At 54.6% G+C, this 26,396-nt stretch carries 23 protein-coding genes; 18 read left to right on the top strand and 5 right to left on the bottom strand.

The window, feature by feature from the left end; all coding sequences use genetic code 11:
* Positions 1–1,020: a LacI family DNA-binding transcriptional regulator gene (locus AAER43_RS15980; protein WP_014884650.1), complete on the bottom strand. Its 1,020-nt coding sequence runs from the start codon at positions 1,018–1,020 to the stop codon at positions 1–3.
* Between the two features lie 233 nt (positions 1,021–1,253).
* Between AAER43_RS15980 and AAER43_RS15975 the strand changes: the two genes are divergently transcribed.
* The 5 genes from AAER43_RS15975 (at position 1,254) to AAER43_RS15955 (ending at position 5,235) form a co-directional block, all read left to right on the top strand.
* Positions 1,254–1,697 carry a PTS sugar transporter subunit IIA gene (locus AAER43_RS15975; RefSeq protein ID WP_014884649.1) on the top strand — a complete coding sequence of 148 codons (444 nt, stop codon included), beginning with the start codon at positions 1,254–1,256 and terminating at the stop codon, positions 1,695–1,697.
* A gap of 79 nt (positions 1,698–1,776) precedes the next feature.
* A complete protein-coding gene (locus tag AAER43_RS15970) occupies positions 1,777–2,049 on the top strand; it encodes a PTS sugar transporter subunit IIB (protein WP_014884648.1) in 273 nt (90 codons plus the stop codon).
* Between the two features lie 21 nt (positions 2,050–2,070).
* Positions 2,071–3,462, top strand: a complete 1,392-nt coding sequence (locus tag AAER43_RS15965) for a PTS ascorbate transporter subunit IIC (RefSeq protein WP_014884647.1) — start codon at positions 2,071–2,073, stop codon at positions 3,460–3,462.
* Positions 3,459–4,289, top strand: coding sequence for a transketolase (locus tag AAER43_RS15960; RefSeq protein ID WP_023338574.1), 831 nt, complete (start codon positions 3,459–3,461; stop codon positions 4,287–4,289). The genes AAER43_RS15965 and AAER43_RS15960 overlap by 4 nt, the downstream gene beginning before the upstream one ends.
* Entirely contained in the window at positions 4,282–5,235 is a 954-nt protein-coding gene (locus tag AAER43_RS15955) for a transketolase family protein (protein ID WP_050862928.1), read from the top strand. The genes AAER43_RS15960 and AAER43_RS15955 overlap by 8 nt, the downstream gene beginning before the upstream one ends.
* 114 nt (positions 5,236–5,349) lie before the next feature.
* On the opposite strand, the gene pta is transcribed toward AAER43_RS15955, so the two are convergent.
* Entirely contained in the window at positions 5,350–7,491 is a 2,142-nt protein-coding gene (gene pta, locus AAER43_RS15950; RefSeq protein WP_023330971.1) for a phosphate acetyltransferase, read from the bottom strand.
* 76 nt (positions 7,492–7,567) lie between these two features.
* Positions 7,568–8,770, bottom strand: a complete 1,203-nt coding sequence (gene ackA, locus AAER43_RS15945; RefSeq protein WP_014884643.1) for an acetate kinase — start codon at positions 8,768–8,770, stop codon at positions 7,568–7,570.
* Between the two features lie 337 nt (positions 8,771–9,107).
* Here ackA and yfbV point away from each other — a divergent pair, with 337 nt between their 5' ends.
* From yfbV to AAER43_RS15925, 4 genes are all read left to right on the top strand, one after another.
* Positions 9,108–9,563: a terminus macrodomain insulation protein YfbV gene (gene yfbV, locus AAER43_RS15940; protein WP_014884642.1), complete on the top strand. Its 456-nt coding sequence runs from the start codon at positions 9,108–9,110 to the stop codon at positions 9,561–9,563.
* A gap of 92 nt (positions 9,564–9,655) precedes the next feature.
* A complete protein-coding gene (locus AAER43_RS15935; protein ID WP_050862927.1) occupies positions 9,656–10,150 on the top strand; it encodes a YfbU family protein in 495 nt (164 codons plus the stop codon).
* An 11-nt stretch (positions 10,151–10,161) separates the two neighbouring features.
* On the top strand, positions 10,162–10,821 hold the full coding sequence (locus AAER43_RS15930) for a sugar phosphatase (RefSeq protein WP_050862926.1): 660 nt from the start codon (positions 10,162–10,164) through the stop codon (positions 10,819–10,821).
* A gap of 75 nt (positions 10,822–10,896) precedes the next feature.
* Positions 10,897–12,729: an SLC13 family permease gene (locus AAER43_RS15925; protein WP_050862925.1), complete on the top strand. Its 1,833-nt coding sequence runs from the start codon at positions 10,897–10,899 to the stop codon at positions 12,727–12,729.
* Positions 12,730–12,781: 52 nt separating this feature from the next.
* Here AAER43_RS15925 and yfbR read toward each other — a convergent pair whose 3' ends face one another.
* Both yfbR and alaA read right to left on the bottom strand, forming a co-directional pair.
* Positions 12,782–13,381, bottom strand: coding sequence for a 5'-deoxynucleotidase (gene yfbR, locus AAER43_RS15920; protein WP_023330968.1), 600 nt, complete (start codon positions 13,379–13,381; stop codon positions 12,782–12,784).
* A 118-nt stretch (positions 13,382–13,499) separates the two neighbouring features.
* Positions 13,500–14,714, bottom strand: a complete 1,215-nt coding sequence (alaA, locus tag AAER43_RS15915; protein ID WP_003861471.1) for an alanine transaminase AlaA — start codon at positions 14,712–14,714, stop codon at positions 13,500–13,502.
* A 940-nt stretch (positions 14,715–15,654) separates the two neighbouring features.
* Here alaA and lrhA point away from each other — a divergent pair.
* The 9 genes from lrhA (at position 15,655) to nuoI (ending at position 26,391) form a co-directional block, all read left to right on the top strand.
* Positions 15,655–16,593, top strand: coding sequence for a transcriptional regulator LrhA (gene lrhA / locus AAER43_RS15910; protein WP_014884638.1), 939 nt, complete (start codon positions 15,655–15,657; stop codon positions 16,591–16,593).
* Between the two features lie 630 nt (positions 16,594–17,223).
* Entirely contained in the window at positions 17,224–17,664 is a 441-nt protein-coding gene (gene nuoA / locus AAER43_RS15905; RefSeq protein WP_014071109.1) for an NADH-quinone oxidoreductase subunit NuoA, read from the top strand.
* Between the two features lie 15 nt (positions 17,665–17,679).
* Positions 17,680–18,354 (top strand): NADH-quinone oxidoreductase subunit NuoB, encoded by a 675-nt coding sequence (gene nuoB / locus AAER43_RS15900; protein WP_003861482.1) that lies wholly within the window; start codon positions 17,680–17,682, stop codon positions 18,352–18,354.
* 89 nt (positions 18,355–18,443) lie between these two features.
* The gene (nuoC, locus tag AAER43_RS15895) at positions 18,444–20,246 is read left to right on the top strand and encodes an NADH-quinone oxidoreductase subunit C/D (RefSeq protein WP_014884637.1); all 1,803 of its coding nucleotides are present in this window, start codon (positions 18,444–18,446) and stop codon (positions 20,244–20,246) included.
* Positions 20,247–20,248: 2 nt separating this feature from the next.
* Positions 20,249–20,749, top strand: a complete 501-nt coding sequence (gene nuoE, locus AAER43_RS15890; protein WP_014884636.1) for an NADH-quinone oxidoreductase subunit NuoE — start codon at positions 20,249–20,251, stop codon at positions 20,747–20,749.
* Positions 20,746–22,083 (top strand): NADH-quinone oxidoreductase subunit NuoF, encoded by a 1,338-nt coding sequence (gene nuoF, locus AAER43_RS15885; RefSeq protein ID WP_003861487.1) that lies wholly within the window; start codon positions 20,746–20,748, stop codon positions 22,081–22,083. Before nuoE ends, nuoF begins: the two co-directional genes overlap by 4 nt.
* A gap of 54 nt (positions 22,084–22,137) precedes the next feature.
* Complete coding sequence (gene nuoG / locus AAER43_RS15880) at positions 22,138–24,861, top strand: NADH-quinone oxidoreductase subunit NuoG (protein ID WP_023330966.1); 2,724 nt, start codon at positions 22,138–22,140, stop codon at positions 24,859–24,861.
* On the top strand, positions 24,858–25,835 hold the full coding sequence (gene nuoH / locus AAER43_RS15875; protein ID WP_008500211.1) for an NADH-quinone oxidoreductase subunit NuoH: 978 nt from the start codon (positions 24,858–24,860) through the stop codon (positions 25,833–25,835). Before nuoG ends, nuoH begins: the two co-directional genes overlap by 4 nt.
* A 13-nt stretch (positions 25,836–25,848) precedes the next feature.
* A complete protein-coding gene (nuoI, locus tag AAER43_RS15870) occupies positions 25,849–26,391 on the top strand; it encodes an NADH-quinone oxidoreductase subunit NuoI (protein WP_003861491.1) in 543 nt (180 codons plus the stop codon).
* Positions 26,392–26,396: the final 5 nt, after the last annotated feature.

Here is a 26,396-nt window from a genome sequence, read left to right as displayed (position 1 = left end):
TTAACAGCTTTCCCGCAGACACAGGCTGGACGCGATAGGTTTATGGTCGCGCCAGTCTCCATCATTCAGACGTTCCAGTAACGCTTTCCCGGCCTCAATTCCAATCTTTCGATGCGGTACCGCCATGGTCGTCAGCGGCGGCTGACAGACGCGGCTGACGTCGCTATCCCCAAAGCCTACGACGGCAAGATCGTCCGGCACTTTGATTCGCCGACGCTGACACTCATACAGCGCACCGCAGGCCAGTTCGTCTGAAACGCATACCAGCGCATCCAGCTCCGGCCACGCCAGCAGAAACTCAGGCAGCTGCGCCGCACCGGTCGAGAAGCTCGGCGGCATGGCGGCGTTAATTACCCGGTTCGGCGACAGATGATGGCGCAGCATCGCTTTGTACCAGCCCTGTAAATGCTGTTGAAAAATCCACTGTTCCTGGTTGGCGCACAGCAGGCCGATATTCTGGTAGCCGCGCTTAATAACCATTTCTGTTAGCTCATACATGGCCGCCACGTTATCAATCCCGATATTCATATCAATCGGGTCGGCGCGCATAGCACCCATCTCCATCACCGGGATGGAGGCATTTTTCAGCCAGTGGCGAACGGTGTCGGTATGCTCCACGCTGAGCAGGATCGCGGCGGCAATATTTGACGCCAGCAGCGTTTCCAGCAGCTTTTCCTCCTGTTCAAGACGATGCTGAGACTCGGCCAGCATGATCTGGTATCCGGCAGGCTGAAGCACCTGCTGTAGCCCGGCAAACATCTCTGAACACCCAGCTTCGGAAAGATTAGGAACAACCATTGCGATCGTCCATGACGACGCCGATGCCAGTGCGCTGGCGGCGAGATTGGGCATATAACCCAGTTCCTGCACCGCAGCTTCAATTTTTTCACGCAGTTTATCGGAAACCTGTTCCGGCGTGCGGAGCGCACGGGAGACGGTCATCGTGCCAACTCCGGCAAGCTGTGCGACATCCGCGAGCGTGACTTTTCCGGTACTGCGCCGTTTTCGGGTTAAAGACATACACCTTCCTGCTGACCAGACGCGTTCTTATTTCCTTCACTCCAGGTGACAGGCAGTATACGCCTTAAATCCCTTTTTTTGCTGTGATTTCACACGATGATGGCATTTTGATAGCGCTATCACACTTCTGCATGTTAATCGTTGGTAGCGCTATCTTTGTGACCGGGATCGCAGTCAAGGATTGATGGGTTGAATAAAGTTTGCTCATCTTTGGCGTGACGACGGAGTGAAAAGTGCTCAAAAAGTGGATATATGATACAACCATCACGCTTCAGGAGAGCGTTGAAAGCTGGCCTCAGGCGCTGGAGATATGCGCGAAACCGTTACTGGAGCTGCAGGTGATTGAACCGGAATACGTGACGGCAATCATTCAGCAGCACCATGCTTTAGGACCGTATTATGTGCTGGCACCAGGGCTGGCCATGCCGCATGCGCGGCCGGAAGAAGGCGCCAAAGGACTGGGGTTGTCATTACTAAAACTAAAACAGGGTGTCTCTTTTGGTGCCGGGGAGTTTGACCCTGTCGATGTCATTATTATGCTCGCGGCACCGGACAAACATAGCCATATCGAGATGATCTCATCGCTGGCAGAGTTATTTTCCAGCGACGAAGATATGGAAAAATTACATCAGGCTAATACCCTAGAGGACATTAAAACCATTATTGACCGCTTCTGATTTAATTCTTTAATCCGATTATTCACAACATTACGCGCCAGCGTGATGGGGCGTGCTCTACTCATAAAAGGGGACAACAATGAAAATCATGGCTATTTGTGGGTCTGGCCTGGGCAGCAGTTTTATGGTCGAAATGAACATTAAAAAGGTGCTCAAAAAGCTGGAAATTGACGCCGAGGTTGAACACTCCGATCTCTCCTCCGCCACGCCGGGCGCGGCTGACCTGTTCGTGATGGCAAAAGATATTGCCGCCAGCGCCAGCGTACCGGAAAGCCAACTGGTGGTGATCAATAACATCATTGATATCAACGAACTTGAAGCGCAACTGCGCGCCTGGTTCGAAAGACAATAATCCTGATAAGGCGAGGTGGATATGTTTATCCTTGAAACGCTGAATTTCGTTGTTGATATTTTAAAAGTCCCTTCGGTGTTGGTCGGATTAATTGCCTTGATCGGTCTGGTTGCGCAGAAAAAAGCGTTTTCAGATGTGGTGAAGGGAACCATTAAAACGATTCTTGGTTTTATTGTGCTGGGCGGTGGCGCCACGGTGCTGGTGGGGTCATTAAATCCATTGGGGGGTATGTTCGAGCACGCCTTTAATATTCAGGGCATCATTCCCAATAATGAAGCGATTGTTTCGATTGCGCTGGAAAAATACGGTGCCTCTACCGCGCTGATAATGGCGTTTGGGATGGTGGCGAATATTATCGTCGCGCGCTTTACCCGTCTGAAGTACATCTTCCTGACCGGGCACCACACGTTTTACATGGCGTGCATGATTGGCGTAATTCTCACCGTGGCGGGCTTTGAGGGGGTAGGGCTGGTCTTTACCGGATCGCTGATCCTCGGCCTGATTATGGCTTTCTTCCCGGCCATTGCGCAGCGTTACATGAAGCGCATCACCGGTAACGATGAGATCGCCTTCGGCCACTTCGGCACCCTGGGCTACGTGCTGTCCGGCTGGATTGGCAGCAAGGTCGGCAAAGGCTCTCGTTCAACCGAAGAGATGAACCTGCCGAAGAACCTGAGCTTCCTGCGCGACAGTTCGATCTCTATCTCCCTGACGATGATGATTATCTACCTGATCATGGCGGTGAGCGCCGGGCGGGAGTACGTCGAAGCCACCTTCAGCGGCGGTCAGAACTACCTGGTTTACGCCATTATCATGGCGATCACCTTCGCGGCGGGCGTTTTCATCATCCTGCAGGGCGTGCGCCTGATTCTGGCGGAAATCGTCCCGGCCTTTACCGGCTTCTCTGAAAAACTGGTGCCGAACGCACGCCCCGCGCTGGACTGCCCGGTGGTCTACCCCTATGCGCCAAATGCCGTGCTGATTGGCTTCCTGTTCAGCTTCCTCGGGGGAATTGTCGGGTTGTTCATCTGCGGGCAGTTCAGCTGGGTGCTGATCCTCCCGGGCGTCGTGCCGCACTTCTTTACCGGTGCAACGGCGGGCGTGTTCGGTAATGCCACCGGCGGACGTCGCGGGGCAATGATAGGCGCCTTCGCCAATGGTCTGCTGATTACCTTCCTGCCGGTTCTGCTGCTGCCGGTGCTGGGCGCGATTGGCTTTGCTAACACCACCTTCTCGGACGCCGATTTCGGCGCGGTGGGGATTGTGCTCGGTAACCTGGCGCGCTTCCTGTCACCGCTTGCCATCACCGGGCTGGTCGTGGCGCTGTTCGCGCTGCTGGTGGCCTACAACCTGTTTGCGAAAAACAAACCTGCGGGCGGTAACGCGCAGGAAAATACCGGAGCCAAATCATGAATGAGAATGAGATAACCGAGCTGGCGCGCCAGATTCGCCTTGAGACGCTGAAATCGCTGACGCAGCTCGGATTTGGACACTACGGCGGCAGCATGTCGGTGGTCGAAACGTTGGCCGTGCTGTACGGCGCGGTGATGAAAATCGACCCGGCAGATCCGGACTGGCCAGAGCGAGATTATTTTGTCCTGTCAAAGGGCCATGCGGGCCCGGCGCTGTACAGCACGCTGGCGATCAAGGGCTACTTCCCGGTGGAGGAACTGAGCACCCTGAACCAGAACGGTACGCGCCTGCCGAGCCATCCGGATCGCCTGAAAACACGCGGCGTGGATGCGACCACCGGTTCGCTGGGGCAGGGGATTTCTATTGCCGGCGGGATGGCGCTATCGCACAAGCTCGCGGGGCGACCGAATCGGGTTTTCTGCATTGTCGGTGATGGTGAGCTGAACGAGGGACAGTGCTGGGAAGCCTTCCAGTTTATTGCCCACCATCGTCTGAACAATCTGACGGTATTCGTCGACTGGAACAAACAGCAGCTGGATGGCGAACTGGATGAAATCATTTGCGCGTTTGACCTCGAAGGGAAATTCCGTGCCTTTGGTTTTGACGTGGTGACCGTGAAGGGAGATGACATTCCGGCGCTGCTGGACGTGACGTCGCGCGTGCCGGCGAAAGACGCCCGCCCGCAGGTGGTGATCCTCGACAGCATTAAAGGGCAGGGGGTGCCGTATCTCGAACAGCTCAGCAATTCGCACCACCTGCGATTGACCGCGGAGAGCAAAGCGGCCCTCAACGAGACGATTCGCCAACTGGAGGCTTCACATGATTAAGGTTGCACCGGCAGGACAGAAAGACGCCGTTGAGATGCGTAAGGTCTACGCGGGCTTCGTGGCACAGCAGATTGAGGCCGAAAGCGAGATTATCGCCCTGGAAGCGGACCTGATGAGTTCGATGGCGATGGACGGCGTGGCGCGCGATTATCCGCAGCACGTGATTAACTGCGGCATCATGGAGGCCAACGTGATCGGTACAGCTGCCGGGCTGTCGCTCACCGGTCGCAAACCGTTCGTGCATACGTTCACCGCGTTTGCCAGCCGACGCTGCTTCGACCAGCTGTTTATGTCCCTGGACTATCAGCGTAACAACGTGAAGGTGATAGCCTCGGATGCTGGCGTGACGGCCTGTCACAACGGCGGGACGCATATGTCGTTCGAGGATATGGGCATCGTGCGCGGTCTGGCGCACTCGGTGGTGCTGGAGGTGACCGACGCGGTGATGTTTGACGATGTGCTGCGCCAGCTTATCGATCTGGAAGGCTTCTACTGGGTACGCACCATCCGTAAGCAGGCGCCGAGCGTGTATGCGCCGGGCTCAACCTTCACCATCGGCAAAGGCAACGTGCTGCGTGAGGGAAGCGATATTACGCTTATCGCCAATGGCATTATGGTAGCGGAAGCGCTGGAGGCGGCGCGTCAGCTGGAGCAGGAGGGGGTCAGTGCAGCGGTTATTGATTTGTTCACCCTGAAGCCCATCGACCGAATGCTGGTGAAAAACTACGCTGAGAAAACCGGGCGCATCGTGACCTGTGAAAACCACAGCATTCACAACGGTCTTGGCTCGGCGGTGGCGGAAGTGCTGGTGGAAACCTGCCCGGTGCCAATGCGACGCGTGGGGGTGAAAGAGCGTTACGGTCAGGTGGGGACGCAGGACTTCCTGCAGAAGGAGTACGGCCTGACGGCACATGACATCGTGTCGGCGGCGCGAGAGCTGCTGTAATAAAAAAGGCGACCCTTTGTGGTCGCCTTTTTGTTGCCCGGTGGCGCTAGCGCTTACCGGGCCTACGGTCCTGTAGGCCGGATAAGCGAAGCGCCATCCGGCAAGACCTTACAATTACTGCTGCTGCGAAGACTGGATCGCCGTCAGCGCGATGGTATAGACGATATCGTCAACCAGCGCACCACGGGACAGGTCGTTCACAGGTTTGCGCATACCCTGCAGCATTGGCCCGATGGAGATCAGGTCTGCTGAACGCTGTACCGCTTTATAGGTGGTGTTACCGGTGTTCAGATCCGGGAAGATGAACACGGTAGCGCGACCTGCAACCGGAGAGTTCGGCGCTTTGGATTTTGCCACGTCAGCCATCACGGCGGCGTCGTACTGCAGCGGGCCGTCGATCATCAGATCCGGACGTTTTTCCTGAGCAATACGGGTCGCTTCACGCACTTTCTCTACGTCGCTACCTGCACCAGAAGTACCGGTGGAGTAGGAGAGCATCGCAACGCGCGGCTCGATGCCGAAGGCAGTCGCGGAATCTGCGGACTGAATAGCGATCTCAGCCAGCTGCTCTGCGGTTGGATCCGGGTTGATCGCGCAGTCGCCGTAAACATAAACCTGTTCAGGCAGCAGCATGAAGAACACGGAGGAGACCAGAGAACTGCCCGGTGCGGTTTTGATCAGCTGCAGCGGTGGACGGATGGTGTTTGCGGTGGTGTGAACTGCACCGGAAACCAGACCGTCAACTTCGTCCTGCTCCAGCATCAGCGTACCCAGCACCACGTTGTCTTCCAGCTGCTCGCGCGCAACGGCTTCGGTCATGCCCTTGCTCTTACGCAGTTCAACCAGACGGGCAACGTAGCTTTCACGAACCACTTCAGGGTCAACGATTTCGATGCCCGCACCCAGCTCAACGCCCTGAGACGCCGCAACGCGGTTGATCTCATCCGGGTTACCCAGCAGCACACAGGTCGCGATGCCGCGCTCTGCACAGATAGCCGCCGCTTTAACGGTACGTGGCTCGTCACCTTCTGGCAGAACAACGCGTTTGCCCGCTTTACGCGCCAGCTCGGTCAGCTGGTAACGGAATGCAGGAGGAGACAGACGGCGGCTGCGCTCGGAGGTCGCGGTCAGGGATTCGATCCAGTCTGCGTTGATGTAACCTGCAACGTATTCCTGAACTTTCTCGATACGCTCGTGGTCATCAACCGGCACTTCCAGGTTGAAGCTCTGCAGGCTCAGGGAGGTCTGCCAGGTGTTGGTATTCACCATGAAGACCGGCAGGCCAGTGGCAAACGCGCGTTCGCACAGCTTGCTCACGCGTGGGTCCATCTCGTAAGCGCCGGTCAGCAGGATGGCACCGATCTCTACGCCGTTCATCGCCGCCAGACACGCTGCAACCAGCACGTCAGGACGATCGGCAGACGTTACCAGCAGGGAACCTGCGCGGAAGTGTTCCAGCATGTGCGGAATGCTACGCGCACAGAAGGTCACGGACTTCACGCGGCGGGTATTGATATCGCCTTCGTTGACGATGGTCGCGTTCAGGTGACGCGCCATATCGATTGCACGGGTGGCAATCAGATCGAAGCTCCAGGGTACCGCGCCGAGAACAGGCAGCGGGCTGGAATCCTGCAGTTTAGCCGGATCAACTTTGACGACCTTCGCTTTGGAAGAGTCGTCGAAGATCTCAGACAGGTCTGGGCGAGTACGGCCCTGATCGTCAACCGGGGCGTTCAGTTTGTTCACGATCACGCCGGTGATGTTGGTGTTTTTCGTGCCGCCGAAGCTGCTGCGTGTCAGTTCGATACGCTCGTTCAGCTGTTCCGGGGTATCAGTGCCCTGGGACATGACGAAAACGATCTCTGCGTTCAGGGTTTTCGCGATTTCAAAGTTCAGAGACTGAGCAAACTGGTGTTTGCGCGTCGGGACCAGACCTTCAACCAGCACCACTTCTGCGTCCTGCGCATTTGCATGGTAGTTGGCGATGATCTCTTCCATCAAAACGTCTTTTTGGTTGCTGGAGAGCAGCGACTCAACGTGACTCATCTTCAGCGGTTCAGCCGCAGGCAGATTGGAGTTTTTGCGAACGATGGTGGTGGTCTGGTCAGGCGCATCGCCACCGGCACGAGGCTGGGCGATTGGCTTAAAGACGCTCAAACGAACGCCTTTGCGTTCCATAGCACGGATTACGCCAAGGCTGACGCTGGTCAGGCCGACGCTGGTTCCGGTAGGGATCAGCATAATAGTACGGGACACGGTTTATCCTCTTTCGTTACCGCCGACACGGGGCGGGTTACAAAACAGCACCGCCAGCATTGCTGGCGGTGTGGAATCAGGCAGTCAGGCGGTGTGCGTCTTGCGCGATGACCAGCTCTTCGTTAGTTGGGATAACGATAGCCGGACGGGTGCCTTCTTTGTTGATGAAGCCAGACTTGCCGAAACGCGCAGCCAGGTTACGCTCGTGATCAACGTCGAAGCCCAGAACGCCGAGTTTGCCCAGAGACAGTTCACGAACCATAGCCGCGTTCTCACCGATACCACCGGTGAAGATAACCGCGTCCAGACGACCGTCCATCAGCGCAGTGTAAGAACCGATGTATTTCGCCAGACGGTGGCAGTAAACGTCCATTGCACGTTTAGCGTCTGCTTTCTCTGCGTAGTTGTCTTCAACATAGCGGCAGTCGCTGGTGACTTCGGTCAGACCCAGCAGGCCAGACTCTTTAGTCAGCATTTTGTTGATGTCGTCAACGCTCATGCCCAGAGTGTCGTGCAGGTGGAAGATGATCGCCGGGTCGATGTCACCGGAACGGGTACCCATCACCAGACCTTCCAGAGGGGTCAGACCCATGGAGGTATCAACACATTTACCGTTGCGGATAGCAGAAACAGAACCACCGTTGCCCAGATGGCAGGTGATGATGTTCACTTCTTCAACAGGTTTGTTCAGGATTTTTGCGGCTTCCTGAGTCACAAAGAAGTGGCTGGTGCCGTGCGCGCCGTAACGACGTACGCCGTGCTCTTTGTACAGGCTGTATGGCAGGGCATAGAGGTAAGACTCTTCCGGCATGGTCTGATGGAACGCGGTGTCGAACACGGCCACGTTTTTGTCTTTCAGATTCGGGAAGGATTTCAGCGCTTCAGCGATACCGATCAGGTGCGCCGGGTTGTGCAGCGGAGCAAAAGAAGCAGAATCTTTGATGCCCTGGATAACAGATTCGTCGATCACGACGGAACTGGTGTATTTTTCGCCGCCGTGGACGATACGGTGACCAATCGCAGTCAGCTGAGCAGACAGTTCTGGTTTTTGTGCCAGAATAGTGTTAACGATAAAGTTCAGCGCTTCACTGTGAGCGGCGCCTGCACCTAAAGCCGCTTCTTGTTTGCTGCCGTCCATCTTCCACTTGATACGTGCTTCAGGCAGATGGAAACATTCGGCCAAACCAGAGAGGTACTCGTCACCGTTGAGCGCATCGATGATGGCGAATTTCAGTGAGGAGCTACCGCAGTTCAGAACCAGTACTAACTTACTCGACATGGAAGTACCTATTATTGATACGTGGCTAAAAAAACGTCAGTGAGTCTAACAGCGTAACGCATGATGACTCGGACATTTATGATTAACATCATGCCAAACGAACATTGTGGCATGATGGAAGAAATAACTATGATTTTATGCCATTTTGCACAATTTTCAGCCAATGGCATAATGTGCGATAATTTGACGAGTGAATGATTCTCGTCTATGGCCCAATCAGGCTGGCACAGGATACCCGATACGGGGTAGCGATGACAAAATATTTTGAACGTTGTCATAGCCTGTTGTGGTTTTGCACAAAAATTTTAATTTTTATACGTGAAGTTGAGGTACAGCCATGTCGACACCCGAAACCCCTACCGTGAATTTCTTCAGTCTGTTTCGTCGGGGACAGCATTACGCAAAGACGTGGCCGATGGAAAAGCGCCTTGCGCCAATGTTTATTGAGAATCGCACCATCCGCGCCACGCGCTACGCGATTCGCTTTATGCCCCCTGTCGCCATTTTTACCCTGTGCTGGCAAATAGCGTTAGGCGGACAGCTTGGCCCGGCCGTGGCGACAGCACTCTTTGCGTTAAGCCTGCCGATGCAGGGGCTGTGGTGGTTAGGAAAACGGTCCATCACGCCACTGCCACCTTCTATTTTACACTGGTTTTATGAAGTCCGTGGAAAACTGGAGGAGGCCGGGCAGGCGCTTGCTCCGGTTGAAGGCAAGCCGGATTACCAGGCGCTGGCGGATACGTTAAAGCGCGCTTTTAAGCAGTTGGATAAAACATTCCTCGATGACTTGTGATTGATCATCGAAACGACTAACAAAAAAAGGCACAGTAACAAACCGTTACCGTGTCTTTTTTTTACAGTGCAATGCGCTACAGGAGTCGAAAGATGGAAATGACCCATGCTCAACGTCTGATTTTGTCTAACCAGTACAAAATGATGACAATGCTTGATCCCGATAACGCTGCGCGCTACAGCCGCCTGCAGACTATCGTCGAACGGGGGTTTGGTTTGCAAATGCGCGAACTGGACCGCGAGTTTGGTGAGCTGAAAGAAGAAACCTGCCGCATCGTGATCGACATTATGGAGATGTACCACGCCCTGCATGTTTCCTGGACTAATCTCAAAGATCAGCAGTCCATTGACGAGCGCCGTGTCACCTTCTTAGGCTTTGATGCAGCGACGGAAGCGCGTTATCTGAGCTATGTCCGCTTTATGGTGAATACCGAAGGGCGTTATACCCACTTCGATGCGGGTACCCACGGCTTTAACGCGCAGACCCCAATGTGGGATAAATACCAGCGCATGCTGAGCGCGTGGCACGCCTGCTCGCGTCAGTACCATTTAAGCAGCAACGAAATTCAACAAATCATTAATGCCTGACGGAGGTGCGTGTGCAGTGTAGAGGTTTTCTGTTTGATCTGGACGGTACGCTGGTGGATTCGCTGCCGGTTGTGGAGCGTTCATGGTGCCATTGGGCTGACAGACAGGGTATCGACCATCAGGACGTACTGAATTTCATCCATGGCAAGCAGGCCATAACCTCATTGCGGCACTTCTTAGCGGGGCGTTCTGAGGAGGAGATTCAGGCGGAGTTCACATACCTGGAGCAGATTGAGGCCACCGATACGGAGGGTATCACTGCACTGCCTGGCGCACGCGAACTGCTTGAACATCTTAACGAAGCGCAGATCCCGTGGGCTATCGTCACCTCCGGCTCTGTTCCGGTCGCGCATGCCCGTCACAAAGCGGCCGGTTTACCGAAGCCCGAGGTGTTCATTACCGCTGAGCGCGTTAAGCGCGGCAAGCCAGAGCCGGACGCGTTTCTGCTTGGCGCTGAACTGTTGGGCCTCGTTCCCGCTGAGTGCGTGGTAGTGGAAGACGCGGCGGCCGGCGTGCTGGCCGGGCTGAACGCCGGGAGTCACGTCATTGCCGTTAACGTTCCGGCGGGGTCTCCCCGGCTGAGTGAGGCGGACTTTGTGCTGGATTCCCTGACGGCACTGGCGGTGTCTAAGGCGCCCGATGGCGTTGTAACCGTCTCGCTAAAAATGTAATCCCATGATTTAGCCCCACGTTGCTGGGGCTTTTTTATGGCAAAATTCCTCATCTTCCACTGACAAGGATAGGTTGTGAACGGTGAACTGATTTGGGTCCTGAGCCTGCTTTTAATCGCCATTATTCTCTTCGCCACAGGCAAGGTGCGCATGGATGCCGTTGCCCTGTTTGTCATCGTCGCGTTTGTGCTGAGCGGCACGCTTACGCTACCGGAAGCTTTCTCCGGGTTCAGCGATCCTAACGTTATCCTGATTGCCGCCTTGTTTATTATTGGCGACGGCCTGGTGCGCACCGGTGTGGCGACCATCATGGGCGCGTGGCTGGTTAAAGTGGCCGGCAGCAGTGAAACCAAAATGCTGATCTATCTGATGCTGACGGTTGCCGGGCTGGGGGCGTTTATGAGCTCAACGGGCGTGGTCGCTATTTTTATCCCGGTGGTACTGAGCGTCTCCATGCGGATGCAAAGCTCGCCGTCGCGACTGATGATGCCTCTGAGTTTTGCCGGTTTGATAAGCGGTATGATGACGCTGGTGGCGACGCCGCCAAACCTGGTCGTCAACAGTGAGCTGCTGCGGGAAGGTTTTCAGGGCTTCAGCTTTTTCAGCGTCACCCCGTTGGGTCTGGTGATTCTGGCGATGGGCGTGGTCTATATGCTGCTGACCCGTTTTGCCCTGAAAGGCGAGAACCAGGACAGAAACAAAGACGGGTGGAAGCGGCGCACTTTTCGCGATCTCATCAAAGAGTACCGCCTCACCGGGCGGGCACGGCGTCTGGCCATTCGCCCCGGCTCGCCGATGGTCGGCCAGCGTCTTGACGACCTGAAACTGCGCGAGCGCTATGGGGCGAACGTGATCGGCGTGGAACGCTGGCGCCGTTTTCGCCGGGTGATCGTCAACGTCAATGGCGTATCGGAATTTCGGGCGCGTGACGTCCTGCTGATCGATATGTCCAGTGCGGATGTGGATTTGCGCGAGTTCTGCAGCGAACAACTGCTGGAGCCAATGGTGCTGCGTGGGGAGTATTTCTCCGATCAGGCGCTGGATGTCGGTATGGCTGAAGTCTCGCTGATCCCCGAGTCCGAACTGTTGGGTAAAACCGTGCGCGAAATGGGGTTCCGCACCCGGTATGGCCTGAACGTCGTGGGGCTGAAGCGCGACGGCGTGGCGATGGAAGGGGCCGTCGTGGATGAACCGATCCTACTGGGGGATATCTTCCTTGTGGTGGGAAACTGGAAGTTGATTAGCCAACTCGGGCAAAAAGGGCGTGATTTTGTGGTGCTCAACATGCCGGTTGAGGAGAGCGATGCGTCTCCGGCGCACAGCCAGGCGCCGCACGCGATTTTTTGTCTGGTGCTGATGGTCGCGCTGATGCTGACCGATGAAATTCCAAACCCCATAGCCGCCATCATTGCCTGTCTGCTGATGGGGAAATTCCGCTGTATCGACGCCGAGAGCGCTTATAAAGCCATTCACTGGCCGAGCATCATTCTTATCGTGGGGATGATGCCTTTTGCCCTCGCGCTGCAAAAAACCGGCGGGGTAGATTTAATCGTTAAAGGGCTCATGGACATGGGCGGCGGGTACGGACCGTATTTGATGATGGTGTGCCTGTTCATTATGTGCGCCACGATCGGGTTGTTTATCTCCAATACCGCCACGGCGGTGCTGATGGCACCCATTGCGCTGGCGATGGCGAAATCCATGGGCGTGTCACCCTACCCGTTTGCGATGATGGTGGCGATGGCGGCTTCCGCGGCATTTATGACGCCGGTTTCATCCCCGGTCAATACGCTGGTGCTGGGGCCAGGAAATTATAAATTCAGTGATTTTGTAAAGATTGGCGTGCCATTCACCGTGCTGGTGATGGTGGTGTGCGTGGTGTTAATTCCGGTTTTATTCCCGTTTTAGCGTGAGCGCAGAAACGTAGGCCGGGTAAGGCGAAGCCGCCACCCGGCTAAAATTACAACGGTGAATCCTGGCTAATCTCATCCAGCGATAAATGGAAGCTCGGCACAAACACCTGCATGAAGTAGTCCATCTCTTCGCTGCGGCGGGATGCCAGCGTTTTTTCCAGACGCGTTTTCGCCAGTAAAAACTCGTTATTGCCCGCAGACAACTCTTCAAGACACTTCAGATAGGCGCACAGCGCGTCGGCCTGTTTGACCAGCGACTTTTCATCTTCCGTATACTGATGCTCGTCGATGAGCGGTTCAAAGATATCGCGCAGCTCCTCCGGCACCATGTCGATCAACTTCTGCTGGGCGATTTTCTCAATGGCCTTATATTCCTGCGCAATCTGTGAGTTGAAATATTTCACCGGCGTCGGCAGATCACCGGTTAACACTTCTGACGCGTCGTGGTACATCGCCAGCAATGCGATGCGCTCGGCATTCACCTGCCCGTTAAATTTGCGGTTTTTAATGGCGGCCAGCGCGTGCGCGACCATGGCAACCTGAAGACTGTGCTCTGATACGTTCTCTGTTCGCACGTTGCGCATCAGCGGCCAGCGGTTGATGAGTTTCAGGCGGGAGAGGTGGGCAAAGAAATGACTCTGACTCATAGGTTACCTTTTGTCTTCACTGCGACAGGACTTCATTGTGCGGGGAGGGGAGGCAAGATGCAAATTTGCGGATTTTGTAGGCCGGGTAAGCGCAGCGCTACCCGGCAGAATGGCTACGTTACTGATGATAACCTGAGAGGAATCGCCCGAAGCGGCTGATAGCCATTTCGAGATCGTCCTCGCGCGGCAGCGTCACGATACGCACATGGTCCGGCCACGGCCAGTTAAATGCCGTCCCCTGAACCAGCAGCACTTTTTCCTGCAACAGGAAATCGAGCACCATCTTCTGATCGTCGTGAATATTGAAGCGCTTCGCGTCGATTTTCGGGAACATATAGAGCGCCCCATTTGGCTTCACGCAGGAGACGCCCGGGATATCGTTGATCAGCTCCCACGCGCGGTTACGCTGTTCGTACAGGCGGCCTCCAGGGACGATAAACTCGCTGATGCTCTGATAGCCACCGAGCGCGGTCTGGATTGCATGTTGTGCCGGCACGTTGGCGCAAAGACGCATAGACGCCAGCATTTCCAGCCCTTCAATATAGCCTTTGGCGTGCTTTTTCGGGCCGTTGAGTACCATCCAGCCCTGGCGGAAACCGGCCACACGGTAGGTTTTAGACAGGCCGTTAAAGGTAACGGTCAACAGGTCTGGGGCCAGCGCGGCAATGGAGTGGTGTTGCGCCGCGTCATAGAGGATCTTGTCGTAAATTTCGTCGGCAAAAATGATCAGGTTGTGCTGGCGGGCGATCTCAACGATCTCCATCAACAGCTCTTTTGAGTAGACCGCGCCCGTCGGGTTGTTCGGGTTGATAATTACGATGCCGCGCGTGCGAGGGGTAATCTTCGCGCGAATATCATCCAGATCCGGGAACCAGTCAGAGGATTCGTCGCAAAGATAATGGACAGCTTTACCGCTGGACAGTGATACGGCAGCCGTCCACAGCGGATAGTCTGGCGCGGGAACCAGCATTTCGTCACCACTGTTCAGCAGCGCCTGCATGGCCTGGACGATCAGTTCAGATACACCGTTGCCAATGTAGATATCTTCTACGGTAACGTCACGCATGCCGCGAGCCTGGTAGTGCTGCATAATGGCTTTACGTGCGGAATAAAGTCCTTTTGAGTCGCAATAGCCTTGCGCTGTGGGCAGGTTGCGGATCACATCAACCAGAATCTCATCCGGCGCTTCAAAACCAAATGGCGCAGGGTTACCAATGTTGAGCTTCAGAACCTTATTGCCTTCTTCCTCAAGGCGTTTTGCCTCTTTCAGAACCGGGCCACGGATGTCATAACAGACGTTATCTAGCTTGCTGGATTTTTCGATAGGGGACATGAACCTTTAACCTTTTCGCTATTATTGCCACTCCCTGCCGTGGAAGTCAGCACGGAATAATGTACTCCCCCCACGCTTCGTTTTGAAGGGTGTGCAGTAGAAGATTTTGTGCATGTTGTGAAATTCTGGTGAATCTTTTTTGCTGTTTGTTGACGATTTTACTGTCGTAACGTAAGGTCAAATGCGCTGGTTAAGGGTGATTGTGCTGAAAATCATTGTAAAAAATGGATATTATCCCGGTGTAAAATAAATGACCCGTAGAGGAGAGACAGAAGTCACTCTGCGTGACTTTTCGTAAAACCTGAGTGTTGAAAAAATCTTGCAGTAATAGCCTGCAGCGGCTAAAAGTTACTCATGTGAAAATAATGTTAAGTGTTATTAATGAATGACCTTAATCGAAATTAAAATTTATTTATTATTAACCAACAAAATGCAACTTTAGTTAATTTTAATAAAATTAGTTGAGAAGCTTAACAAAGCGCTTTACTCCTTAATATTGCAATAAGACTTATAAATAAAGTGGATTTGGGTTAAGATGTCTTTAGGTAAAGCAGATGAAAGATACCCAAATGTTGTATATCTGAAACTGGTTTTCCGATTTAATTGATTGTTATTGTTAGAGTTATCTCTGGCTGGAATGTGTAAAACATCTCCTGCTACGTTGACAGCGCTGCGATAAAGATGGCAGAAAAGGTGTCACGCCTTTAATGTAATTTACATAAACCTGCGAACATCTAAATATCCTGAACGTTTAAGAGAATAAAAATATCGTCATGAAACGTGCTTTCTGACTGTTGATATAAAGCAGCACAATAACTATCTGTCAGGCAGTCTGCCGGGCCGGGATGCGAGGGAAAATCTTCAGAGGGAATTGCTTAACTGTTACACACACAGCTTCAACCCGGGCAGCTCCGCACGAGCAACCTGAAAGTGAATAGATATGATAAATGCAAATCGTCCGATAATGAATCTCGACCTCGATCTGCTGAGAACGTTTGTTGCGGTCGCCGATCTCAACACTTTTGCAGCAGCTGCTGCCGCCGTCTGCCGAACTCAGTCCGCCGTTAGCCAGCAAATGCAGCGGCTGGAGCAACTGGTCGGTAAAGAGCTTTTTGCCCGTCACGGACGCAATAAGCTCTTAACGGAACACGGTATTCAGCTACTGGGTTATGCCAGGAAAATTCTTCGCTTTAATGATGAAGCATGTATGTCACTTATGTTTAGCAACCTTCAGGGGGTGTTAACCTTAGGGGCATCTGATGAGTCAGCGGATACAATATTACCGTTTCTTCTCAACCGAATTAGTTCGGTTTATCCGAAACTTGCGCTGGATGTGAGCGTCAAGCGCAATGCTTTTATGGTTGAGATGTTAAATGAGAATAAGGTCGATCTGGTGGTCACCACGCATCGTCCCGGGCAGTTTGATTGCCTGACGTTGCGCAGATCGCCAACGCACTGGTATTGCGCGGCTGAATATGTGTTGCAAAAAGGGGAGCCCGTTCCACTGGTTTTACTGGACGATCCGAGCCCTTTCCGCGATATGGTGCTGACGGCATTAAATGAAGCCAATATTCCATGGCGTCTGGCGTATGTAGCGTCCACGCTGCCTGCGGTGCGTGCCGCCGTCAAAGCAGGACTTGGCGTAACGGCCCGTCCGGTGGAGATGATGAGCCCTGACCTGCGCGTTCTCGGTAAATCTGATGGTCTTCCTGCGCTGCCAGATACTGAGTATCTGCTTTGCCATAATGCGTCCAGTCATAACGAGCTGGCGAAAGTGGTGTTCGAGGCGATGGAAAACTACCATAACCCGTGGCAGTACGAGCATGTTACCTCCGAAGGAGGGGATGATTCCCTTATCGTTGAAGGTGACTTTGAGTGATCAAACGCTCAAAATTCTGGTAACAAAATGTAAGTGTAAAAAAAAGCCACTCGTGTCGTTTTCGCACGCAGTGGCTTTTTTTTGTCAATATTATCCCTGTTTGAAGAAGGGGCTTCATAAATAGGGTCTATTTATCAATGTCATAAATGCTTTTGCTTAAATTCTGTTCGTTTTCAGTTCTAACTTCATCCATAACCTAACGATGTTAAAAAAACAGCAAATATGTTGCTGGTTTTTTGGTTGAATTAACAAAAGCGTGTCTCAGATCAAGAAAATACTCCTATTTGGGGGGAGGAATCGTTGGCAAATCCTGTCAAAATAGGAGGGTTATTTTTTTTACTTCCAAAACGGACACGATTCAACAACCTGCATTTGACGGAAAGTCATGTACCCACCAGGGTTAAAGGGCACCAAATGTTAATGAGAATCGCTCGATGTAATTTAATGTGAAGAAACCTTTGTTAAAGTTGACAAAAGGTTATAGAAAGGAGTAAAAAACCCCATCATTTTGCTGTCTACGTCTCATTTCAGACAGTTAGTGTAAGGTTATTTGTTCCTCCCCATGAATCGATGTGATGCCTATCTGCCAGCAAGAGCAGTGTCGTCGGTATCACTTTTGATGAGTAAGCAATGAGTATGTCAACATCCACAGAAGTCATCGCTCATCACTGGGCATTCGCAATCTTTCTTATTGTAGCCATTGGCCTGTGCTGCCTGATGTTAGTCGGCGGCTGGTTCCTGGGCGGTCGCGCCCGTGCAAGGCACAAAAACACACCTTTCGAATCAGGTATTGATTCAGTAGGTTCCGCTCGCTTACGCCTGTCTGCCAAGTTCTATCTGGTAGCGATGTTCTTCGTCATCTTCGACGTGGAAGCGCTCTACCTGTTCGCATGGTCGACCTCCATCCGCGAAAGTGGTTGGGTGGGCTTTGTCGAGGCCGCAATTTTCATTTTAGTGTTACTGGCCGGTCTGGTTTATCTGGTGCGTATTGGCGCGCTTGACTGGACGCCTGTGCGTTCACGTCGTGAACACATCAACCCGGAAAACAGTATCTCTAATCGTCAGCAGTAACAGCGAGGCAATAAGATGGATTATACGCTCACCCGCATAGATCCTAACGGTGAGAATGACCGTTACCCCCTGCAAAAACAGGAGATCGTAACCGACCCCCTGGAGCAAGAAGTCAACAAAAGCGTGTACATGGGCAAACTCGAACATGCCATGCACGATATGGTCAACTGGGGTCGTAAGAACTCTATCTGGCCCTACAACTTTGGCCTTTCTTGCTGCTACGTTGAAATGGTGACGTCATTCACTGCGGTGCATGACGTTGCGCGTTTTGGCGCCGAGGTACTGCGTGCATCCCCGCGTCAGGCTGACCTGATGGTGGTAGCCGGTACCTGCTTTACCAAGATGGCACCTGTTATTCAGCGTCTTTATGACCAGATGCTGGAGCCAAAATGGGTTATTTCCATGGGCGCATGTGCAAACTCTGGCGGCATGTACGACATTTATTCCGTTGTGCAGGGCGTTGATAAGTTCATTCCGGTGGATGTTTACATCCCGGGCTGCCCGCCGCGTCCAGAAGCCTATATGCAGGCGCTGATGCTGCTGCAGGAGTCTATCGGTAAAGAGCGTCGTCCGCTTTCATGGGTTGTTGGCGATCAGGGTGTCTACCGCGCGAACATGCAATCTGAGCGCGAGCGTAAACGTGGTGAACGTATTGCCGTCACCAACCTGCGTACGCCTGACGAAATTTAATTTGCGCCTGTGGGCCTGGAGAACACCTTCGCATATCACTACTCAAATAGCGCGAAGCCAGGCTTAACAGTCACCACGGACCATTTGCAATGGTGAACAATATGACCGACTTAACCGCGCAAGAAGCCGCATGGCAGACACGGGATCATCTGGATGACCCCGTCATTGGCGAACTGCGCAACCGTTTTGGGCCGGATGCCTTTACCGTTCAGGCGACCCGCACCGGGGTACCCGTTGTTTGGGTGAAGCGTGAACAATTACTGGAAGTGGTCGATTTCCTCAAGAAATTGCCAAAACCTTACGTCATGCTGTTTGACTTACACGGCATGGATGAGCGTCTGCGTACTCACCGCCAGGGTCTCCCTGCTGCGGATTTTTCCGTTTTCTACCACCTGATCTCAATAGACCGCAACACGGATATCATGCTCAAGGTGGCATTGTCTGAAAACGACATGCATCTGCCGACGATCACCAAACTTTTCCCGAACGCGAACTGGTATGAGCGTGAAACCTGGGAAATGTTCGGCATGACCTTCGACGGCCACCCACATCTGACGCGCATCATGATGCCGCAGACCTGGACCGGCCACCCGCTGCGTAAAGACTACCCGGCACGTGCAACCGAATTCGACCCGTTTGAGCTGACCAAAGCCAAGCAGGATCTGGAGATGGAAGCACTGACCTTCAAGCCGGAAGACTGGGGCATGAAGCGCGGTACCGAAAACGAGGACTTCATGTTCCTCAACCTCGGTCCGAACCACCCGTCTGCGCACGGTGCATTCCGTATTATTCTTCAGCTTGATGGCGAAGAGATTGTCGACTGCGTTCCTGACATCGGTTACCACCACCGTGGTGCTGAGAAGATGGGCGAGCGTCAGTCCTGGCACAGCTACATTCCGTATACCGACCGTATCGAGTACCTCGGCGGTTGCGTCAACGAAATGCCTTACGTGCTGGCCGTTGAGAAACTGGCGGGTATCGTTACGCCGGATCGCGTTAACGTGATTCGCGTAATGCTGTCAGAACTGTTCCGTATTAACAGCCACCTGCTGTACATCTCCACGTTCATTCAGGACGTCGGCGCGATGACCCCGGTCTTCTTCGCCTTTACCGATCGTCAGAAAATCTACGATCTGGTGGAAGCGATTACCGGTTTCCGTATGCACCCGGCCTGGTTCCGTATCGGCGGTGTGGCACACGATCTGCCGCGCGGCTGGGATCGTCTGCTGCGTGAATTCCTCGACTGGATGCCGAAACGTCTGGCCTCTTACGAGAAAGCCGCACTGCGCAACACCATCCTGAAAGGCCGTTCCCAGGGCGTTGCTGCCTACGGCGCAAAAGAAGCGCTGGAGTGGGGGACGACAGGTGCAGGTCTGCGTGCGACCGGTATTGATTTCGACGTGCGTAAAGCCCGTCCTTACTCTGGCTATGAGAACTTTGACTTTGAAGTCCCGGTGGGCGGCGGTGTTTCCGACTGCTACACCCGCGTGATGCTGAAAGTGGAAGAACTGCGCCAGAGTCTGCGCATCCTTGAGCAGTGCCTCAACAATATGCCGGAAGGCCCGTTCAAAGCGGATCACCCGCTGACCACGCCGCCACCGAAAGAGCGCACGCTGCAACATATCGAAACCCTGATCACTCACTTCCTGCAGGTTTCCTGGGGCCCGGTCATGCCGGCGCAAGAATCCTTCCAGATGATTGAAGCGACCAAGGGTATTAACAGTTACTACCTGACCAGTGACGGCAGCACCATGAGCTACCGTACCCGCGTGCGTACGCCGAGCTTTGCGCACCTGCAGCAGATCCCGTCCGCCATTCGCGGCAGTCTGGTCTCCGACCTGATTGTGTATCTGGGTAGTATCGATTTTGTTATGTCAGATGTGGACCGCTAATTATGCACGAGAATCAACAACCACAAACCGAGGCTTTTGAGCTGAGTGACGCAGAGCGTGCCGCCATTGAGCACGAGATGCACCACTACGAAGACCCGCGTGCGGCGTCCATTGAAGCGCTGAAAATCGTACAGAAACAGCGTGGTTGGGTGCCGGATGGGGCGATCTACGCGATCGCAAAAGTGCTGGGTATTCCGGCCAGTGACGTAGAAGGCGTAGCCACGTTCTACAGCCAGATCTTCCGTCAGCCGGTGGGCCGCCATGTGATCCGCTACTGTGACAGCGTGGTCTGCCACATTACCGGTTATCAGGGCATTCAGGCTGCCATTGAGAAGAAACTCAATATCAAGCCGGGCCAGACCACGTTCGATGGTCGCTTTACTCTGCTGCCAACCTGCTGCCTGGGTAACTGCGACAAGGGGCCGACCATGATGATTGATGAGGATACTCACAGCCATCTGACGCCGGAAGCGATTCCTGACCTGCTGGAGCAGTACAAATGAAAACTGTAATTCGTACTGCTGAGACGCATCCGCTGACCTGGCGTCTGCGTGATGACAAACAGCCGGTATGGCTTGACGAATACCAGAGCAAAAACGGCTATGCCGGTGCGCGTAAAGCCCTTGGCGGCATGGCGCCGGACGACATCGTTAACGCGGTGAAAGAGTCGGGCCTGAAAGGCCGCGGCGGCGCAGGTTTCTCCACCGGTCTGAAGTGGAGCCTGATGCCGAAAGACGAATCCATGAACATCCGTTACCTGCTGTGTAACGCTGATGAAATGGAGCCGGGCACCTATAAAGACCGCCTGCTGATGGAACAGCTGCCGCACCTGCTGGTGGAAGGCATGCTGATCTCCGCGTTTGCACTGAAAGCCTACCGTGGCTACATCTTCCTGCGCGGTGAGTACATCGAAGCGGCGGAAAACCTGCGTCGCGCGATTGCCGAAGCCACCGAAGCCGGCCTGCTGGGTAAAAACATCCTGGGCACTGGCTTTGACTTTGAACTGTTCGTGCACACCGGTGCAGGGCGTTATATCTGCGGTGAAGAAACCGCGCTGATTAACTCCCTGGAAGGCCGCCGCGCGAACCCGCGTTCCAAGCCACCGTTCCCGGCAAGCTCCGGCGTATGGGGTAAACCGACCTGCGTCAATAACGTTGAAACCCTGTGTAACGTTCCGGCTATCCTCGCCAACGGCGTGGAGTGGTATCAGGGCATCTCTTCAAGTAAGGATGCCGGTACCAAGCTGATGGGCTTCTCCGGTCGCGTGAAAAACCCGGGTGTCTGGGAACTGCCGTTCGGTACCACCGCACGCGAAATTCTTGAAGACTACGCGGGCGGCATGCGTGATGGCCTGAAATTCAAAGCCTGGCAGCCAGGTGGGGCAGGGACAGACTTCCTGACCGAAGCCCACCTTGACCTGCCGATGGAATTCGAAAGCATTGGTAAAGCAGGCAGCCGTCTGGGTACGGCGCTGGCGATGGCCGTCGACCACGAGATCGGCATGGTTTCGCTGGTGCGTAACCTGGAAGAGTTCTTTGCCCGCGAGTCCTGCGGCTGGTGTACACCTTGCCGTGACGGACTGCCGTGGAGCGTGAAGATCCTGCGTGCTATCGAACGCGGCGAAGGTCAGCCGGGCGATATCGAGACACTTGAGCAACTGTGTCGATTCCTTGGCCCTGGTAAAACCTTCTGTGCCCACGCACCGGGTGCCGTCGAGCCGCTGCAGAGCGCGATTAAATATTTCCGCGACGAATTCGAAGCAGGCATCAAGCAGCCGTTCAGCAATACCCATTCTATCAATGGGATTCAGCCGAACCTGCTGAAAGCACGCTGGTAAAGACAGAATTTTGATTAACGCTCGGTTACGACCGAGCCAACTGGAAGCATGCTAATGGCTACGATTCATGTAGACGGCAAAGAATACGAAGTCAACGGGGCGGACAACCTTCTGGAAGCTTGTCTGTCTCTTGGCCTCGATATTCCGTACTTTTGCTGGCATCCGGCGCTGGGCAGCGTCGGTGCTTGCCGCCAGTGTGCGGTGAAGCAATATCAAAACGCGGAAGACACGCGTGGTCGCCTGGTGATGTCCTGTATGACGCCAGCCACCGAAGGCACCTTTATTTCGATTGATGACGAAGAAGCCAAACAGTTCCGCGAAAGCGTGGTGGAGTGGTTGATGACCAACCACCCGCACGACTGTCCGGTCTGTGAAGAGGGCGGTAACTGCCACCTTCAGGATATGACCGTAATGACCGGTCACAGCTTCCGTCGCTATCGCTTTACTAAACGTACCCACCGTAACCAGGATCTGGGGCCGTTCATCTCTCACGAAATGAACCGCTGCATCGCCTGCTACCGCTGCGTGCGTTACTACAAAGACTACGCAGACGGTCAGGATCTGGGCGTGTATGGCGCGCATGACAACGTCTACTTCGGTCGCCCGGAAGACGGAACGCTGGAAAGCGAGTTCTCCGGTAACCTGGTAGAAATCTGCCCGACCGGCGTATTCACGGATAAAACCCACTCCGAGCGTTACAACCGTAAATGGGACATGCAGTTTGCGCCTAGCATCTGCCAGCAGTGTTCCCTCGGCTGTAACACCAGCCCGGGTGAGCGTTACGGCGAACTGCGTCGTATCGAAAACCGTTACAACGGTACCGTTAACCACTACTTCCTGTGCGACCGCGGTCGTTTCGGCTATGGCTATGTGAACCTGAAAGACCGTCCGCGTCAGCCGGTTCAGCGCCGTGGTGACGACTTCATTACCCTGAACGCTGAGCAGGCGATGCAGGGCGCGGCAGATATTCTGCGTCAGTCGAAGAAAGTGATCGGTATCGGTTCCCCGCGCGCCAGCATCGAAAGCAACTTCGCGCTGCGTGAGCTGGTTGGGGCTGAGAACTTCTATACCGGCATCGCCGAGGGCGAGCAGGAACGTCTCCAGCTGGTTCTGAAAGTGCTGCGTGAAGGCGGTATTCATACCCCTGCGCTGCGCGAAATTGAATCCTACGATGCGGTTCTGGTGCTGGGTGAAGACTTGACTCAGACCGGCGCACGCGCGGCTCTGGCGGTTCGTCAGGCGGTGAAAGGGAAAGCACGTGAAATGGCTGCGGCGCAGAAAGTGGCTGACTGGCAGATTGCGGCGATCCTGAACATCGGTCAGCGTGCGAAGCATCCTCTGTTTGTGACCAACGTCGACAACACCCGTCTGGACGATATCGCTGCGTGGACCTACTGCGCGCCGGTTGAAGATCAGGCACGCCTTGGCTTTGCCATCGCCCACGCGCTGGACAACAACTCTCCTGCCGTTGAACTGGATCGCGATCTGCAAAACAAGGTTGACGTGATTGTTCAGGCCCTGGCAGGTGCGAAGAAACCGCTGATTATTTCCGGTACCAACGCCGGTAGCGCGGAGATCATTCAGGCGGCAGCTAACGTGGCTAAAGCGCTGAAAGGCCGTGGTGCAGATGTTGGTGTGACCATGATTGCCCGTGCGGTGAACAGCATCGGTCTGGGTATGATAGGCGGCGGCTCGCTGGAAGCGGCGTTAAGCGAACTGGAGTCTGGTTCTGCGGATGCCGTTGTGGTGCTGGAAAATGACCTGCATCGCCATGCTTCTGCCGCTCGCGTTGACGCCGCGCTCTCCAAAGCACCGCTGGTCATGGTCATCGACCATCAGCGCACCGCGATCATGGACAAAGCACACCTGGTGCTCTCTGCGGCAAGCTTCGCAGAAAGTGACGGTACCGTTATCAACAACGAAGGTCGCGCACAGCGTTTCTTCCAGGTCTATGATCCGGCGTACTACGACAGCAACACCGTGATGCTGGAAAGCTGGCGCTGGCTGCACTCCCTGCACAGCACCGTACAGAGCCGTGAAGTGGACTGGACGCAGCTTGACCACGTTATCGACGCGGTGGTGGAAAAACTGCCTCAGCTGGCGGGCATTAAAGATGCAGCCCCTGAAGCAAGCTTCCGTATTCGCGGCCAGAAACTGGCACGTGAACCGCACCGCTACAGTGGCCGTACCGCAATGCGTGCCAACATCAGCGTACACGAACCGCGTCAGCCGCAGGATAAAGACACCATGTTCGCCTTCTCAATGGAAGGGAACAACCAGCCGTCTGCGCCGCGTTCGCAAATCCCGTTCGCATGGGCTCCGGGCTGGAACTCCCCGCAGGCGTGGAACAAGTTCCAGGCTGAAGTGGGCGGTTCCCTGCGCCACGGCGATCCGGGCGTGCGTCTGATTGAAGCGTCTGAAACCGGTCTGGATTTCTTCACGACCGTGCCAGCAAGCTTCCAGGCCCAGGACGGTAGCTGGCGTATTGCGCCGTACTACCATCTGTTCGGTAGCGACGAGCTGTCCCAGCGTTCACCTGTCTTCCAGACCCGTATGCCGCAGCCGTACATCAAGCTCAACCCGGCGGATGCCGCAAAGCTTGGCGTTAACGCGGGTGCGAACATTGCCTTTAGCTATGACGGCCAGACCATCAGCCTGCCGCTGATTATCTCTGAAAGTCTGACAGCAGGGCAGGTGGGTCTGCCGATGGGTATGCCAGGCATCGCGCCGGTTCTGGCGGGTGCGCGTCTTGATAATCTGCAGGAGGCAAAAGCATGAGTTGGTTAACGCCGGATCTTATCGACATCCTGCTGAGCATTCTGAAAGCGATTGTTATCCTGCTGGTAGTGGTCACCTGCGGCGCGTTCATGAGCTTCGGTGAACGTCGTCTGCTCGGTCTGTTCCAGAACCGTTACGGACCGAACCGCGTGGGCTGGGGTGGTTCACTCCAGCTGGTCGCGGACATGATCAAGATGTTCTTTAAAGAGGACTGGATCCCGCGCTTCTCGGACCGCGTGATCTTTACGCTGGCGCCGATGATCGCCTTCACTTCGCTGCTGCTGGCATTTGCTATCGTTCCCGTTAGCCCGACCTGGGTGGTCGCTGACCTGAACATCGGCATTCTGTTCTTCCTGATGATGGCAGGCCTCGCGGTTTACGCGGTCCTGTTCGCAGGCTGGTCCAGTAACAACAAATACTCGCTGCTGGGTGCGATGCGTGCTTCCGCGCAGACGCTGAGCTACGAAGTGTTCCTGGGACTCTCCCTGATGGGCGTGGTGGCGCAGGCCGGTTCATTCAACATGACCGACATCGTCAACAACCAGGCTGACATCTGGAACGTTATCCCGCAGTTCTTTGGTTTTATTACCTTTGCTATCGCGGGCGTGGCAGTGTGTCACCGTCACCCGTTTGACCAGCCAGAAGCCGAACAGGAACTGGCCGACGGTTACCACATCGAATATTCCGGTATGAAGTTCGGTCTGTTCTTCGTGGGCGAGTACATCGGTATCGTCACCATTTCCGCGTTGATGGTAACGCTGTTCTTTGGTGGCTGGCATGGCCCGTTCTTACCGCCGTTCATCTGGTTCGCGCTGAAAACCGCGTTCTTCATGATGATGTTCATTTTGATTCGCGCAGCGTTACCGCGTCCACGTTATGACCAGGTAATGTCCTTCGGCTGGAAAGTGTGCCTGCCGCTGACGCTCGTCAACTTGTTGGTAACGGCAGCTGTCATTCTCTGGCAGCAGCCATAAGGGGCTATAGACCATGACCTTAAAAGAATTACTGGTAGGCTTCGGTACCCAGGTACGCAGTATCTGGATGATCGGCCTGCACGCGTTTGCCAAACGCGAAACCCGGATGTACCCGGAAGAGCCGGTATATCTGCCGCCGCGCTACCGTGGCCGTATCGTGCTGACGCGCGACCCGGACGGTTCCGAGCGCTGCGTTGCCTGTAACCTGTGTGCGGTAGCGTGTCCGGTCGGCTGTATCTCTCTGCAGAAAGCAGAGACGGTAGATGGCCGCTGGTACCCTGAGTTCTTCCGCATCAACTTCTCACGCTGCATTTTCTGCGGTCTGTGTGAAGAAGCGTGCCCAACCACGGCGATTCAGCTGACTCCAGACTTCGAGCTGGGTGAGTACAAGCGTCAGGACCTGGTGTACGAGAAAGAGGATCTGCTGATTTCCGGTCCGGGCAAATACCCGGAATATAACTTCTACCGGATGGCGGGTATGGCAATCGACGGCAAAGATAAGGGCGAAGCAGAGAACGAAGCTAAGCCTATCGACGTCAAGAGCCTGTTACCGTAAGGAGA

Origin of the sequence: Enterobacter sp. FUJ80071 (assembly GCF_038739915.1) — a bacterium.
Lineage (GTDB): Bacteria > Pseudomonadota > Gammaproteobacteria > Enterobacterales > Enterobacteriaceae > Enterobacter > Enterobacter kobei.
Note: the sequence above shows the minus strand (reverse complement) of the source record. Positions and strands in the feature narration are given on the sequence as shown.

Coding starts and splice junctions, on each gene's coding strand:
- AAER43_RS15980 (WP_014884650.1), bottom strand. CDS start 1,020: ATGTCTTTAACCCGAAAACGGCGCAGTACCGGAAAAGTCACGCTCGCG.
- AAER43_RS15970 (WP_014884648.1), top strand. CDS start 1,777: ATGAAAATCATGGCTATTTGTGGGTCTGGCCTGGGCAGCAGTTTTATG.
- AAER43_RS15965 (WP_014884647.1), top strand. CDS start 2,071: ATGTTTATCCTTGAAACGCTGAATTTCGTTGTTGATATTTTAAAAGTC.
- AAER43_RS15960 (WP_023338574.1), top strand. CDS start 3,459: ATGAATGAGAATGAGATAACCGAGCTGGCGCGCCAGATTCGCCTTGAG.
- AAER43_RS15955 (WP_050862928.1), top strand. CDS start 4,282: ATGATTAAGGTTGCACCGGCAGGACAGAAAGACGCCGTTGAGATGCGT.
- ackA (WP_014884643.1), bottom strand. CDS start 8,770: ATGTCGAGTAAGTTAGTACTGGTTCTGAACTGCGGTAGCTCCTCACTG.
- yfbV (WP_014884642.1), top strand. CDS start 9,108: ATGTCGACACCCGAAACCCCTACCGTGAATTTCTTCAGTCTGTTTCGT.
- AAER43_RS15935 (WP_050862927.1), top strand. CDS start 9,656: ATGGAAATGACCCATGCTCAACGTCTGATTTTGTCTAACCAGTACAAA.
- yfbR (WP_023330968.1), bottom strand. CDS start 13,381: ATGAGTCAGAGTCATTTCTTTGCCCACCTCTCCCGCCTGAAACTCATC.
- alaA (WP_003861471.1), bottom strand. CDS start 14,714: ATGTCCCCTATCGAAAAATCCAGCAAGCTAGATAACGTCTGTTATGAC.
- lrhA (WP_014884638.1), top strand. CDS start 15,655: ATGATAAATGCAAATCGTCCGATAATGAATCTCGACCTCGATCTGCTG.
- nuoA (WP_014071109.1), top strand. CDS start 17,224: ATGAGTATGTCAACATCCACAGAAGTCATCGCTCATCACTGGGCATTC.
- nuoB (WP_003861482.1), top strand. CDS start 17,680: ATGGATTATACGCTCACCCGCATAGATCCTAACGGTGAGAATGACCGT.
- nuoC (WP_014884637.1), top strand. CDS start 18,444: ATGGTGAACAATATGACCGACTTAACCGCGCAAGAAGCCGCATGGCAG.
- nuoE (WP_014884636.1), top strand. CDS start 20,249: ATGCACGAGAATCAACAACCACAAACCGAGGCTTTTGAGCTGAGTGAC.
- nuoF (WP_003861487.1), top strand. CDS start 20,746: ATGAAAACTGTAATTCGTACTGCTGAGACGCATCCGCTGACCTGGCGT.
- nuoG (WP_023330966.1), top strand. CDS start 22,138: ATGGCTACGATTCATGTAGACGGCAAAGAATACGAAGTCAACGGGGCG.
- nuoH (WP_008500211.1), top strand. CDS start 24,858: ATGAGTTGGTTAACGCCGGATCTTATCGACATCCTGCTGAGCATTCTG.
- nuoI (WP_003861491.1), top strand. CDS start 25,849: ATGACCTTAAAAGAATTACTGGTAGGCTTCGGTACCCAGGTACGCAGT.